Below are 14930 nucleotides of genomic sequence, written 5' to 3' on the forward strand. Positions count from 1 at the left end.
TTTGAATTTAGTCTATGCAATAAATTCCATAGAGAACCTAAAGAACTTTTTTGCTTGTATTTTCGTCTCAGGTTCTCAATGCGATTTATCGCATTGAAAATGCATACAACAAAAAGCCTTAACGGTTTTAACCGTTTATTCAGATGTTGAAATAAAAAAATAGATTTTTCAAAACGAATAATTTTATTTTTTCCCTTCATACAACTTATAATTTATTGAACCTTTTTTTTAATGTCTATTGGTTAATTTAGTCATGAAAAAATTATCAGAAATTAAATCGGAAAGAAATTAAAATGAAGAAATTATTATTTAGCAGTTTAATGACTTTATTACTGTTTAGTTCGTGCAGTGAAACCGTGAACGATATTGTTGACAGTTCGATTACTGCCAATCAAAAAAAGGATGAGGTATTGCAGACCGCAAAACAGGATTTTGCTTCTGATGCGGAGATTGCTGCAATCTACGGAAGGAATGTAAGCCAGAGCGGTGAAGTTGATTTATTAAATCTTGAAAATGCTTTTGTGTATGTTGTTCAGTCTGATATTATGCAGAGCAATGAATTTTATGTACCGGTGTTTGGTGCAGGTCCTGTAAAATCTCCAATAAATTTTGATGCCATGATTCAATTAGTAAAAGACACAACGGCGGCAAATATTCTCGGATCAGTTTTCGGCACACTTGCTACAGCTTCAATTGATCCAGCAGCAAATTATGATGATAGCCCATCGGCTGTGCAAACGGCATTGATTAATGGGGGGAGTGCTTTCATCACTCAAAATACTAACACAAAAATTGATATGCTGCTTGTGCCGAGCAAATCAATTGATTCAACTTCTATAGTTAATTCTGCAGACTGGCTTATAAACTTTTACTCTGATTCCAATTCGCTGGTTTTGTGGATTAATAGTGAATCAGGAATAGTGACAACTTTATCAGGGAATTAATGAATCATTCTTAAAATGAAAAACAATAATTAATTTTTTCAATTAAGATTTACCAAAAGATTTTTGCTCACGTGAGAAATCACCTGAGCAAGATCATCTTTTTAGTTTGAATAAAATCATCGGTTTCAATTTTATAAAAATAAACTCCGCTGCTTAATTGTTCACCAAGATTGTTTTCTCCAAACCAGGGAACAGTATATGTTCCGTTATTCAATTCTTCATCAACAAGTGTCATCACTTCCCTGCCGAGTATATCGTAAACTTTAAGTTTTACAATTCCCGGTTTAACTATTTGAAATACAATTTCAGTTGAAGGATTGAAAGGGTTTGGGAAGTTTTGTTCAAGATTATATTCTTCAACCACTTGTGTATTAATCAGTTCTACTTCAGAGAGTAAATCTGGTTCAGGATCCGGCAGCTTTACTGAAGTGTAAAGTCTCAGCTCACCCGGCTCTAAAGGAAATTGTGATTGCGTACTTACCACATCTAAACTGTCACCGGAAAAATATTCATACCACCACCCTGTTCTGCTGAAATTTCCACTGACAGTACCTGACTGCACATTAAAATTGCCGACAATTCTAACATCCATTGAAGGATCATTAATTTCAATTCGTTTGCTGAAACCTGAAACATCTAAAATGAAATCTGTGCTGCGAAATGCTTCATAATTTTCTTTAAGATTGGAAAGCGCAGAAAATACTTTATAGACTTTTAATCTTCGCGGATCATCAAAGTAATCCCAACGAATTGGTTTTTCACCTAATCTTCCGTTATAATCAATCGAGTAATCATAACCAAGTTCACCAAACTGCCATATCATTTTAGGTCCCGGGATCGTAAGAAAGAAAGCGCCGGCAAGTTTCATTCTGTTAAGCGCCTGTGAAAGTTCTTTAATATTGTAATCTCCAAAAGAATTTCCGTACTGAAGATTTTTATACATCAGTCTTTCTTCATCGTGGCTTTCCATATAAGTGACAAGATGAGGGAAAGACCACCCCCTTGTTTTGTATGAGCCCCAGCTAAGATCAGAAGCATATCCCATTGTGGCTTCATTGTACTCATGATTCATATTTCCCCAAAGCATTGCACCATAAGTTGATAATTCTATTTCTTCGCTGTTCTCGGCAAAGTGTTCAAGAATAACATAAGCCTGCGTATCAACGCTCCAGATTACATTAGCCATTCTTTCAAGTATAGAAATTCTTGCTGCATCATAAGCCCATCCATCACCGGGTGTATTTGTAAATCCTTTTGTAAAATCAAATCTGAAACCATCCACCTTGAAATCGTTTAGCCAGTGCTTGTTTACACGATCAACAAAATATTTTGTGGCGCCGCTTTCATGATTAAAATCATTTCCAAAACTAAAAACAGGGTTGGGGGAAACCTGATTGAACCAGGGGTTATTAGCTGCAGGACGATTGTTCGCTGAATCCCAATACAAACGAACAAGCGGGCATTGACCATAAGCATGGTTTAATACAATATCAAGAATTACTGCCATCCCCATGCTATGTGCTTTATCAATAAAAGATTTTAATTGATCAGCAGGACCGTAATATTTATCAAGTGCATAATGAAAACTTGAATTATAACCCCAACTGCTGTTTCCTTCGAATTCCATAACAGGCATAAGTTCAATTGCATTGATGCCAAGATTTTTTAGATAGTTCAAAGTATCTTCCAAAGTGTCGTAATCGTGTGCCGTAATAAAATCGCGGATGAGTAATTCATAAATAACTAAATCGGTTTTTAATGGCTTTTGAAAATCTGTTACCTGCCAGTCGTAAGGTGTTTGTGCTGTTTGGAGAACAGAAACAATTTCGCCTGTTTTACCGTAAGGGTAGGGTTTTAAATTCGGATAAGTCGAAGCGGAAATATATTGATCGTTTGAAGGATCGAGTACTTTTTCTGAATATGGTTCGGCTATTCTTATTTCACCATCAACAAGATATTGAAAAGCATATTCTGTCTGTGGAGTTAATCCTGAAATAGTAATCCACCAAATTGTGCTGTCGGGTGTGATTTCATTTTTATTCATAAAATAATTTATATCAGCTTTCCAATCATTAAAATCACCAATTACATAAATAAAATTTTTGTAAGGTGCATAAAGAGCCAGCGTCACGGTAGAATTATCAACGTAATTAATTCCGAGATCATTTCCTGCAGGCAGGGGTAAATTAACAATGGGTGGATTAATCATAATAACAAATTCGCTTGTATCCGAACTTCCTGAAACACTATTTGCAATAGCAGAAATGTAATTAGCGCCAACAGAATAGTTCGCTGCGAAGAAATCATATTGAAGTTCGGTCGTATTTGTTTGTGCCACCTGCAGCCCATTCACGAATAAAGTGAAATCCTGCACAAGTGTTCCAAGTTCAACACAAGTTAGAGAAATATTTAGAGTATCATCATCATTCATAAAATATGGAGAGCGAAGTGGATCGCCATACAAAACTGAAACTTGTGGATTATTTACAACAATCGTCAAACCGGCTTCATAAAGGTCGGCAAAAATATCCGCCCCACCCACATCGCGACCTGTTTTAGTAGCATCGGCACTTCTAAAAACAAAAGCAAGTTGTTGAATGTGTTCATTTGCGTCTGTGACAGAATAAAATTCACGCGGATATCCAATTGTCAACTCATATAAATCAGTTCCAATTCGGGTAAGAGCCGGTTGATTTGAGTTGTTTCCCCAATCACCGATAACGTGTTTCCAATCCGAAGGACCGCTGCTAAAATTAGTGATCACTCCCGTGTGAGCATAAACAGTCCCGGTGTATCCTTCAAGTCCCCCATCCCCTTCCTGCGCATTAAACTGAATTGTGATAGAATCATTTTCAGTTGAGTATTCCGGAATTGTTACGATTACCTGAGAGAAAACTTTAGTAATCAGTATTGTAAGAAAAATAAGTGTGAGTCTTAGCTGCATATTTTTTCCATTAAATATTAAATTCTTTTCTGATTTTAAAATAAAGAAAATTTAATTGTTCAAATAACCATTAATAATCTCAAGTACTCCGTAACTTATTGTAAATAAAGAAAAACTGATTGGATATTATTGCGATCTCACTTAATTTTCCATCACAATTTTATCAATCCATAAATAAATCAAAATAGGAATTTTATGACTTCAAAAGATTTTATTGAACTCGAAAGTAGATACGGCGCACATAATTATCATCCGCTTGACGTAGTGATTGCAAAGGGCAAGGGGGTGTGGGTTTGGGATGTTGAAGGGAAAAAATATCTCGATTTTCTATCGGCTTACTCCGCAGTAAATCAAGGGCATTGTCATCCTAAAATTGTAAATGCGATGATCGAACAGGCTCAAACGCTTACTCTAACATCGCGCGCTTTTTATAATAATGCACTTGGCGAATATGAAAAATTTGTGACCGAACTTTTGGGATATGATAAAGTTTTGCCGATGAATACAGGCGTGGAAGGAGATGAAACTGCTGTTAAGCTCGCACGTAAATGGGCTTATGAAGTTAAAGGAATAAAAAAATATGAAGCAAAAATTATTGTAGCGAATGAAAATTTTCACGGAAGAACTATGATGGCAGTTTCTGCTTCCACCGACCCTGATTGCTATGACGGTTACGGACCTTATGTGCCGGGCTTTATCAAAATCCCTTTTAATAATATTCCTGAATTCGAAAAGACTCTCGAAGACCCAAACGTTTGTGCATTTCTCATTGAACCAATTCAGGGGGAAGCAGGAGTCATGGTTCCCGATGATGGATACCTTAAAAAGGTTCAGGAACTCTGTAAAGCAAAAAATGTTTTACTCATTTGTGATGAAGTTCAAACAGGATTAGCGCGCACAGGAAAAATGCTTGCCTCTGAACATGAAAATGTAAAACCTGATATATTAATTCTCGGTAAAGCACTTTCGGGTGGAACAATGCCTATCTCCGCCGCACTTGCAAATGATGATATTATGTTAACGATAAAACCGGGACAGCATGGCTCAACATTTGGCGGTAACCCGCTTGCTGCAAGGGTTGCTGTTGCTTCATTAAAAGTTCTGATTGAAGAGAAGCTCGCTGAGAATGCAGAAAAAATGGGCAGAATATTCCGCGCTGAAATGCAAAAGCTTGTTGATGAACTTGAAATGGTTTCACTCGTACGTGGTAAAGGATTATTAAATGCAGTCGTTATAAAGCCGACAAAAAGCGGTAAAGATGCCTGGACTGTTTGCGTCGAACTGATGAATCAAGGTGTGCTTGCAAAACCAACTCACGGAGATATAATTCGTTTCGCCCCTCCTCTTGTAATCAATGAAGACGAGATGAAGACGGCAACGGAAACGATCGGAAAAGTTCTTCGTAAAATGCAGGCAGAGAATTGAGTTTTATCTCGAAATAAATTTATTAGTGAATCTTAGAGCTTTCGTGTCTTTGTGGCGTCTTCTTTAAAAAGAAAAAGGCACTGCCACAAAGACTCAAAGTCACAAAGAAAAATATTAATCAAGTAACGATTGAAGTGAATCCTTAGTTTCTGCAATTGCTTTTTCAAGCGCCTTCATTCGATCCATTAAATTTGCAATATCGAAATGCTTGCCGGAAATTTCTACGGCTAATGCTTCATCTCCAACTTTTTTAGCACCAACTGAATAACTTGAACCTTTCAAAGTGTGTGCTTCGCGAACTAATCGGTCCATCTCATTTGTTAGAAAAAATTCCTCCAAATTTTTAAATCGGCGTAAAGAATCTCCGACATATTCTCTTACCAATTCCCGTTTGAAAGAAGGATCGCCGCCTGTAGCTTTTTCGAGCTGCATAAAATCAAATATAGGATTCTCTATTGATCTGATCGAATTTTCTTCAACATTGGAATCATCTGAAATATTAAGCCACTGATCAAGTTTGCTTATTAAAATATCAGCTTCGATGGGTTTAGAAAGATAATCATTCATGCCGGCGGCAAGACATTTTTCTCTATCGCCTGCAAGAGCATGAGCTGTGAGTGCAATTATCGGTATCGCTTTACCGTTCGCTTCACCCCGGATTCTTGCGGTAGCTTCAAACCCATCAACTTCCGGCATTTGAACATCCATCAATATCACCGAAAACTTTTTTGCCTGATACAATTCAACAGCCTCTGCTCCGTTGCCTGCTACTTCAACTTTAAACCCGGCTTGATTTAAAATTCTTACTACTACTTTTCGGTTAATCAGATTATCTTCAGCGAGTAAAATATTGAACCCCTCCCTGCTCAGTTTTAGTTCTTCATTTTTCTGTTTACTCCTCTTTGGATGAATGAAATAACCAGAGGCTGAAACTTTCGTGCTGCTGCCTTTCTCATCCTGTACAACATCACTTAATTTTAATTTTAGTGTGAAGTGAAAAATTGAACCGGAATTTGGAATACTTTCAACCCGGATTTTCCCGCCCATCATATTGACAAATTCTTTTGAGATGGCTAAACCAAGTCCTGTGCCTCCGTATTTTCTTGAGTTCGAACCATCAACTTGAGTGAATGGTTCAAATATTTTCTCCAATCGCTCTGAGGGGATGCCGATACCGCTGTCTTTTACTGCTGCGGTAACCAAAACATATTCAGAGGTAATCTGTTTAGAATCAAGTAGAATTATAATTTCACCAAACTGTGTGAACTTAATTGCATTCGACAAAAGATTCATAAAAATCTGCCTGATCCGGGTCGGGTCACCTTTAAGATAAAGGACTGAATTCTCTTTTATTTCCTTAATAATGGTCAGATCTTTTTCAATCGCTTTTGGTGAAACGATAGCAATAACATCATCAATAACTTTTTCGATATTAAAATCTATTTCTTCCAATTCCATTTTGCCGGACTCAATTTTAGAAAAATCAAGGATGGTGTTAATGATATCCAGTAATGTTTCTGCGGATTGCTTCGCGCTGGCGGTAAACTGTTTTAATTCTTCTTTGGTATTAAATGAATCAGAATCTATAAGTGCGAGATAGCCAATTATACCATTCATCGGAGTGCGGATCTCATGACTCATATTAGCGAGATATTTACTTTTTAAAATGCTTGCTTCTACCGCCTCCTTTGCAAGCAGTTCGGCTTTTATCTTTGCCTTTTCCAATTCCTCGGCATATTTTTTTTGAAGCTGCTCGGATTCTACCTGCGCTGTAATATTGTGTAAACTTCCCTGTAAATAATCATTGCCCAGATCATCGCGTAAGATTTGCAAATGAAATTTTGAATATAATTTTGCTCCATCTTTCTTTTTCAGAACTACATCACATTCGTTTGAATCGTTTTGCCTTGCCGCGATTAATAATTTTTTAAACTCTGTTTCATCAGCAAAAAAATTATTATTTAAATTAAGGTTGAAGATATCTTCATAATTCTCATATCCAAGTAGATCAAAAAATGATTTGTTTGCAAGTAGAATTCTTCCTTTCAAATCAGTTTGAAAAATTCCATCGAAAGAATTATCAAATATGGAGCGGTACTTTTTCTCCGACTTTTCCATAATTGAATTTCTTTCATTGACGAGCAATCGAAGTTTGAAATTTATCATGCTCGCTACAACTGAAATCACACTTAAAAATAAAACGAATAAAACAGATTCATAAAGATTTGGTAAAAAGTAAATGTCCTGCTTGCCTAAAATTATTGCGGCGGCGAAGACTGTGTTATAATAGATTGCAACAATTATTTGATTCTTTACTGCCCATGTTAAAAAAAGTGCTGAAGTAAAAATCAGTAAGGCTACAATCTGCGCATTAACAAAAAGAGTGGATGGAATGAGATAGATCATGTATCCCGAGGAGATAATAATAGTAAGCAATAACAGATGCATTAATGCAACTGTTTTTTTCAGGGCTTTGCCAAAATAAAGGTAAAGCAAAACCAAGAATGCGATCACTGTGGAGAATAAGCGCGCAAAATATATCTGCCACGAAAATTGATTAAAATATTTTATTTCAAATATCATGGCGAATAAGCCGGCTATTGAAACTAATATTGCAATTATTTTTAGCGGAGTGATAAGTAATGTTTGATCGTCTTCAGACAAAGATCCTTCAACATTCGGAGGGAATCCATCCTCCATAAATATTTTTATGATAGGCGAATGGTTTACTTTATTATTTTCTAACATTTCAACTCTCTTAATTTCAGTATGTTAAGTTGCTGCGACACAGTAGCAACATAATTATTTATACAACACAATATAAAATAAAAAAAATAGTGCTCATTTTTCTAAAATTTGTATAGATTGAAGAAAAGGAATAATTATTTTTTTTATGCTTGATTTTCTTTACTCAATTGACTTATCAATATTTTTTTTCATCAATCATAATTTGTCCACAGTTTTTCTGGACAAATTTTTTTCATTGATCACTGATGTTACTAAATGGTATATCGCCTATGTAATATTACTTGGAATATTATTTCGTTACGGCGGTAAAAAAGGAAGAGTTGCGGCAGTCGCAGTGATCCTTTTGATTATCTTCAGCGATCAGCTTGGAGCAAAACTGTTCAAAGAATTATTTCAGCGAGTTCGTCCGTGTAATGCACTTGTTAACGTACTTACACCACTTGGATGCACCGGCAGTTTTTCATTTCCATCAAATCATGCTTTAAATAATTTTGCTGTCGCTGTTTTCTTTTATCGCTTGTATCCGAATTTAAAATGGGTACTTTTTATAACGGCAGTGCTCATATCATTATCAAGAGTCTATCTCGGTTTACACTACCCGTCAGATGTAATCGGCGGTGCGTTGATTGGATCTGTAATTGGGTATGGTTTCTCAATTGTCATCAATAGAATCAACTCTCGATTAAAATATTAGCCGGATAAATTCATGTCAAATTTTTGGAAATTAAAAATATCTTTTCTTCAATGCATAAATCTAATAATTATTTTCGCCTCGGCGCTTCACACAAATATTGAGGATGATTCTGATTCTACTAAATTTGTCATTCACACTTTTCAAATGGCTTCGGAAGATTCAAGTGTGTGATAGATATTAATTATCCCGAACTTCTATCATTAAAAGATAAATTTATGCAGGATACATTAAATAGGTTTTTAAAAAATGAATTTATACACGAAGATGAAATTGATATTTCCGATTGTGATCCTGATATAGGTTCGACACTTGAAATAAATTGCTATGTTGAATTCAACTCCTCAGATTTAATTTCAATTGTTCATAATTTTATACATTCAATGGAGGGGCTCATGGTTATTATGGTCACGATGGTTATAATCTGGATTTAAACGCCGGGAAATTACTTATGCTTACTGATATAATAGATTCCAAAATGCTGGATGAATTGACTTCGATATCTGAAAAGAAAATGATTGAAGAATTTGAAGTTGAAAGGTTTACTGATATTGGTCTTTTCGAAGAAAAATTAACAATTTCTGCCGAGCAGGATTTTTATCTAACCAACAATGCACTGGTCATCGAATTTGATCCTTACGAAATTGGTCCTTATGTAATGGGAGATGTTGAAATACTTCTTCCATGGAATGAGATTGAGAATTTGATGGTTAGTGATTTTAAATTAAAAAAATTAGAGCAATAATTTTATGTATTATAAAAAAGATCAATTAGTAATTCGATCCGCTTCGGCAAATGACGTACCCATTCTTTTAAAATTGATTAAAGAATTGGCTGAATATGAAAAACTTTCGCACTCAGTTATCGCTACCGAGGAATTACTATTGAATTCATTGTTCGGTAATGACAAATCGGCGGAAGCATTAATTGCAGAGTTAGAAGGTGAAGCGGCGGGAATGGCTATTTTCTTTTATAATTTTTCAACATTTTTAGGCAGATCTGGAATTTATCTCGAAGATTTATTCGTTCGACCGCAGTTTCGTGGACTCAATATTGGGAAAACACTTCTCATCCAATTAGTAAAAATTGCAAAGCAAAAAAACTGCGGCAGAGTTGAATGGGCTGTGCTCGATTGGAATCTTCCTGCCATCGAATTTTATAAAAAGCTTGGCGCTGAAGCAATAAATGACTGGACTATATTCAGAATAACAGAAGATAAAATAAACGAACTTGCATCTCAGTGATTTTCATTTATTCATTTTGAATGAAAATCTTTATTTTTACACTAACTTTATACCATTCATTTAGAAAATAAAATAAGGTACAATAATGGCAGAAATGAAAAGAGTTGTAGTAACCGGAATGGGTGCATTAACTCCGATTGGATTAACAGTAGAGGAATTCTGGAACTCGATGATGAATTCAGTAAGCGGCTGTGCATTCATAAAAAGTTTTGACACTTCCAAAATCGAAACAAAATTTGCTTGCGAACTAAAAGGATTTGAACCCACAAATTATATTGATAAAAAAACTGCGAGACGAATGGACAAGTATGCCCAGTATGCAATGGCTGCGGCAAAGATGGCAGTTGAAGACAGCGAATTGAAAACCGAAACTTTATCAGACGCCGAACGTGCCAGGATCGGCGTTGTGTTTGGAAGCGGCATCGGAGGAATTGATACTTTTTATCAGCAGTCTATAATAAATCATACTCAAGGACCCGGTAGAATTTCCCCATTCTTTATTCCGATGCTGATACCGGACATAGCAAGCGGATATATTTCTATGCAATATGGATTCAGAGGACCAAACTACTGTATTGTATCTGCATATTGCTACTGCAAATAATAATATGATTGATGCTTACCTGCTGATTAAGAATGGCGTTGCAGATATAATTATTTCCGGCGGAAGTGAAGCACCGCTAAACGAAATGGGTGTCGGAGGTTTTAATGCTTCTCGTGCATTATCAACACGAAATGAAAGCCCTGAGTCTGCCAGCCGTCCATTTGATGCTACAAGAGATGGATTTGTTATGGGTGAAGGTGGTGGGGCACTTGTGTTAGAAGAACTTGAACATGCAATAAAACGAAACGCAAAAATCTATGCTGAAATAATAGGTTTTGGACTTTCGGCTGATGCTTACCACATCACTGCACCCCATCCCGAAGGAACAGGCGCAATCCTCGCAATGGAAATGGGTTTACAAACAGCAAACATAAAACCGGAAGCAGTTGATTATGTCAATATGCACGGAACATCAACACAGCTTGGTGATATTGCAGAAACTAAAGCAATCAAAAAAATATTCGGCGAGTACGCATACAAGTTAAATGTCTCTTCGACGAAAAGTATGACAGGACATTTGCTCGGTGCTGCAGGTGCTGTTGAAGCTATCGCATCAATTCTCGCAATTAAAAATGATACTATTCCACCGACAATAAATTTTTCACATCCCGATCCTGAGTGTGATTTAAATTATACTTTTAACAAACCACAAATGAGAAAAGTGAACATTGCGATGAGTAATGCTTTTGGCTTTGGCGGTCATAATACTTCAGTCGTATTTAAGAAATATTCCTGATGGATTTATTTTTCGCAATTCTGGCATTTACTTTAGCCATTTTTTCTGTAATCATTTTTTTTAGATTCAGAAATAGAATTGTTGATCCTTTACAAAGGAATAATCTTTTTTAATTCTTGGAACTATCTGGATGATTACAGGTTTACTGATTGAAGTACTAACTATCAGCTTCATCGGTTTAGTTTTTTTTATAATAGGAATTACAAATAAAATTATATCGCTGAAAAGTTGAATAATTATTCAATAATATTGTTTTCAATATTTAGATTACCGATTCTAAAATAGGTTGAATTAAATTTTTTAATTTGTTATTGTTAGTCCTAAAAGGAGTTAAAATATGTCTGATAAAATATTAAGACGATTTTTTACAATACTGATAACAATGATTGTGGCTGCACAGTTTATTTTAGCACCTGGTGTTGAAGCCCAAAGCATTGAATCAATTAACGGAGAGATCGGAAGCGGTGGAAGCAGCTCAAGTGTGGAAGAAAGCGGAAATAGCGGGACAACGTTATTCGTTCTTGCCGGTGTGGCTGTGGCTGCTCTTCTGATTTATAAGTTTGTATTTTATAAAGACAAAAACCCTGTCATAGAAGATGCAAGTGATTCAACAAGTACCGACAGCCAATCTATTCTCCAGGAAAAAGTTTTTCAATTTGGTGAAAAGAATTATTCCGAAGCTAATAAATTAAAAGATGAATTGCCGGTAAATTTATTCGTTAGTTTAAATCGGAATAAATTTTTAAGAAGCGATAGCCATGTAAGCGTTGGATTGTCTTACAGATTTTAACTAAGCGATTATCTTTTATTAATCAGTCTGATCATTTCGCGGACTGCTTCAGATATCCCTGTGAATGCAGCTCGCGCAATAATTGAATGCCCGATACTAATTTCGTCAATGTTTTCTAATTCACGGAATACTTTAATATTCTGATAATTCAATCCGTGTCCGGCATTAACACCAAGCCCAAGTTTCTTTGCAAGTTTTGCAGCCTGCCTGATTCTTTCCAGTTCATCAAATTGTTCTTCTTCAGAAATTGAATTTGCAAACACACCCGTATGAATTTCAATAAAGTCAGCCTTAATTTCCGCTGATGTTTCAATTTGTTCAATACTTGGCTCGATAAAAAATGAAACTTCTATATCTGCTGCGTGTAATTCCTGAACTACATCTTTTAAACGAGAAATATTATCAATGACATTTAACCCGCCTTCAGTAGTCAATTCCTGACGTTTCTCCGGGACAAGAGTAACTAATTCAGGACTCACGTCGCAGGCAATTTTTATTATATCATCAACTGCTGCCATTTCAAGATCAAGTTTGGTAGTGATGAGTTCACGGAGCAGTCTTAGATCGCGCTCATTAATGTGTCTTCTGTCTTCACGAAGATGGACAACGATTCCATCAACGCCTGCTTGTTCAGCAATCAATGCAATTGCTACAGGGTCAGGTTCATTCCCTCCCCTTGCGTTTCTTAATGTTGCTATGTGATCTACATTTAATGAAAATCTCATAATTAATCCTTTAAAAAAAACTTTTAAAAATATTCAGAATAGAATTTAGTCCAATTCCGTAATCAGAACTGCGAAATCTTAAAACAGAAATAAAATCTATCGTAAACATAACTGCCATATGAATAATAACGCAATAGTAAAACGAAGCAGTCCGCCATGCAAGAATACCTAAAGCAATACCGCCAAATATCGCCCCGAATGTTTCAAGCACAGGTTTCCCGTTGTGCAAAATCAGAAACGGAATCATCTGAATTAGTATTGCGTAATAACCAAATTTTTCTTTCAACCCGAAAAGCATATATCCGCGCCAGATAAATTCCCACGCTATCATATAAATCAACATCCCTGTTTCATACAAAATAAATATTGACCAATTACTCCTTGCCATCTGCAGATGAGGGTAGGTAGAAGCAAAAGATTGACTGCCGGAAACAAACCAGATAAGCGGGATCATAAAAAGAATAAATAGGAAAGAATATTTTAGTCCGGTTTTATAATCTCCAACTTGAAATCCAAAATTGTTAAGTTTTTCTTTTAGTATTAATTTTACAATCAACACAGGAATAATCAGCAGTGTAAAGAAATCACTAATAAACCAATAGAAATATTCAATCAGAGAAATATTTTCTTTCGACTTAAAGAATTCAACCAAATTTAATCGAAAGAATGAGCGGGAAGTATAGTACCAGGAAATTGTTTGAAGAAAAGCGATAGAAAAAAAAATTATTACAACTTTTCTATTGAGGGACTTGATGATGTCCAGTAAGATTTTTATTTCCTTTAAAATCATAATCAAATTTAAGAATAGAAATGAACTCTTACCGAAAATAATTCGAGGAATTTCGGCAAAGCATCAAAAATAATTCTAATAAAGTGACATAATATTTTTATATTATAAATAAAAGGAATTCCAATGAAACATCAGATTTGCTTTAGCCTGTTTTTACTTTCAGTATTTTTATACTCATCTTGTCAAACGCAGCAACTGGAGAAAAGAGAGAAAAACAAAGATGGGACTGCATTAGAAATTGATTCTACAAATCAGCAGACGAATGATTTAATCCCTCTGATTGATTTGAAGGCTGGTATTTACTACAAAAACGAGAGCGGCGGACTTTATGGAAATGGAAATAACGAAATCCCTTCTTCACATTTAATTTCTTTAAAAACTAAGATCGGGGAGATAAAACCTATTGATGGGAAAATTGGTTTTCTCTCAATTGGAATGTCAAACACAGCCTACGAGTTTAAGTATTTTATGAGGTTAGTTGAAAATGATAAAAACAAATCAAACTATCTCTTTCTCTGTAATGGGGCACAGGGCGGGGTGACCGCAGATTTATGGGCGGAAGCTTCTTCAAAACCCTGGAATGTGCTTGACGAGAGATTGCAGCAGTCAGGATTGATTTCTGATCAAGTTCAGATTGTCTGGCTGAAAACTGCACACAAGCAGCCAACCACTTCCATGCCTAATCAAAATTCGGATGCAGTGCAGCTTGAAAAAGATATCATATCAATAATAAATATTTTAAAGGAAAAATTCTTAAATCTTAAAGTGATTTATTTATCATCCCGCATCTATGCCGGTTATGCAACAAGTGATTTGAACCCTGAGCCTTTCGCTTATGAAAGTGGATTCGCTGTTCGCAATGTTATACTTGAACAAATAAACGGTGATCAATTACTCGACCTAAAAACGACCCCTACATTAGTTTGGGGTCCATATCTTTGGGCAAATGGTGAAAATAAAAATAGTGCAGGGCTAAACTGGTTTAAGTCTGATTATGATACGAAAGATTTTACTCATCCGGGTAGGGGTGCTGGAATAGAAAAAGTTGGTCGGATTCTTTATGAGTTTTTTACTACCGACGAATTGGCAAAAGAGTTTTATTATTTTAAGAACTAAAATATTAGCTCAGATTTAATTGTATTTATTAGAGCGTTTTTTTTACTCAATAATTAGCAGTTGATAGAGTAATAATTTTTTATTTTCACTTTAACTATTTCATTAGTTCTCAACAATAGAAAGGAAGTAATTATGAATTTAAAAAGCTTTTTTGTTTTTTAATTCTTGGCTTT

Annotated in this window: 13 protein-coding genes and 1 pseudogene; 10 read left to right on the forward strand and 4 right to left on the reverse strand. The window is 35.5% G+C overall.

Translation table 11 applies throughout. From position 1 onward, the window contains the following. Nucleotides 1-293: 293 nt before the first annotated feature. Nucleotides 294-944, forward strand: coding sequence for a hypothetical protein (locus tag IPH11_11850; GenBank protein ID MBK6914301.1), 651 nt, complete (start codon nt 294-296; stop codon nt 942-944). A 79-nt stretch (nt 945-1023) separates the two neighbouring features. Here the strand turns inward: IPH11_11850 and IPH11_11855 are convergent, their stop codons facing one another. Beyond that, entirely contained in the window at nt 1024-3888 is a 2865-nt protein-coding gene (locus IPH11_11855) for a T9SS type A sorting domain-containing protein (GenBank protein MBK6914302.1), read from the reverse strand. A gap of 195 nt (nt 3889-4083) precedes the next feature. Between IPH11_11855 and rocD the strand changes: the two genes are divergently transcribed. Then, nucleotides 4084-5313 carry an ornithine--oxo-acid transaminase gene (gene rocD, locus IPH11_11860; protein ID MBK6914303.1) on the forward strand — a complete coding sequence of 410 codons (1230 nt, stop codon included), beginning with the start codon at nt 4084-4086 and terminating at the stop codon, nt 5311-5313. 114 nt (nt 5314-5427) lie between these two features. Here rocD and IPH11_11865 read toward each other — a convergent pair whose 3' ends face one another. Further along, a complete protein-coding gene (locus IPH11_11865; GenBank protein MBK6914304.1) occupies nt 5428-8061 on the reverse strand; it encodes a response regulator in 2634 nt (877 codons plus the stop codon). Between the two features lie 145 nt (nt 8062-8206). On the opposite strand from IPH11_11865, the gene IPH11_11870 reads away from it, so the two are divergent. The 7 genes and pseudogenes from IPH11_11870 (at nt 8207) to IPH11_11900 (ending at nt 12126) form a co-directional block, all read left to right on the forward strand. Then, nucleotides 8207-8755: a phosphatase PAP2 family protein gene (locus IPH11_11870; protein MBK6914305.1), complete on the forward strand. Its 549-nt coding sequence runs from the start codon at nt 8207-8209 to the stop codon at nt 8753-8755. A gap of 12 nt (nt 8756-8767) precedes the next feature. Then, nucleotides 8768-8926: a hypothetical protein gene (locus tag IPH11_11875; GenBank protein MBK6914306.1), complete on the forward strand. Its 159-nt coding sequence runs from the start codon at nt 8768-8770 to the stop codon at nt 8924-8926. Further along, the gene (locus IPH11_11880) at nt 8923-9186 is read left to right on the forward strand and encodes a hypothetical protein (protein ID MBK6914307.1); all 264 of its coding nucleotides are present in this window, start codon (nt 8923-8925) and stop codon (nt 9184-9186) included. Before IPH11_11875 ends, IPH11_11880 begins: the two co-directional genes overlap by 4 nt. 17 nt (nt 9187-9203) lie before the next feature. Beyond that, nucleotides 9204-9497: a DUF3298 domain-containing protein gene (locus tag IPH11_11885; protein ID MBK6914308.1), complete on the forward strand. Its 294-nt coding sequence runs from the start codon at nt 9204-9206 to the stop codon at nt 9495-9497. A 4-nt stretch (nt 9498-9501) separates the two neighbouring features. Then, nucleotides 9502-9996, forward strand: coding sequence for a GNAT family N-acetyltransferase (locus tag IPH11_11890; GenBank protein ID MBK6914309.1), 495 nt, complete (start codon nt 9502-9504; stop codon nt 9994-9996). Between the two features lie 85 nt (nt 9997-10081). After that, nucleotides 10082-11336 (forward strand): annotated as a pseudogene (gene fabF, locus IPH11_11895) (beta-ketoacyl-ACP synthase II). A gap of 337 nt (nt 11337-11673) precedes the next feature. Further along, a complete protein-coding gene (locus tag IPH11_11900) occupies nt 11674-12126 on the forward strand; it encodes a hypothetical protein (GenBank protein ID MBK6914310.1) in 453 nt (150 codons plus the stop codon). Nucleotides 12127-12134: 8 nt separating this feature from the next. Here the strand turns inward: IPH11_11900 and IPH11_11905 are convergent, their stop codons facing one another. Continuing rightward, nucleotides 12135-12854 (reverse strand): pyridoxine 5'-phosphate synthase, encoded by a 720-nt coding sequence (locus IPH11_11905; GenBank protein MBK6914311.1) that lies wholly within the window; start codon nt 12852-12854, stop codon nt 12135-12137. Between the two features lie 7 nt (nt 12855-12861). Continuing rightward, entirely contained in the window at nt 12862-13641 is a 780-nt protein-coding gene (locus IPH11_11910) for a CPBP family intramembrane metalloprotease (protein ID MBK6914312.1), read from the reverse strand. A 123-nt stretch (nt 13642-13764) separates the two neighbouring features. Between IPH11_11910 and IPH11_11915 the strand changes: the two genes are divergently transcribed. Further along, on the forward strand, nt 13765-14757 hold the full coding sequence (locus tag IPH11_11915) for a hypothetical protein (protein MBK6914313.1): 993 nt from the start codon (nt 13765-13767) through the stop codon (nt 14755-14757). The last annotated feature ends 173 nt before the right edge of the window (nt 14758-14930 follow it).

This window comes from Ignavibacteriales bacterium, from assembly GCA_016709155.1.
Lineage (GTDB): Bacteria > Bacteroidota > Ignavibacteria > Ignavibacteriales > Ignavibacteriaceae > JADJEI01.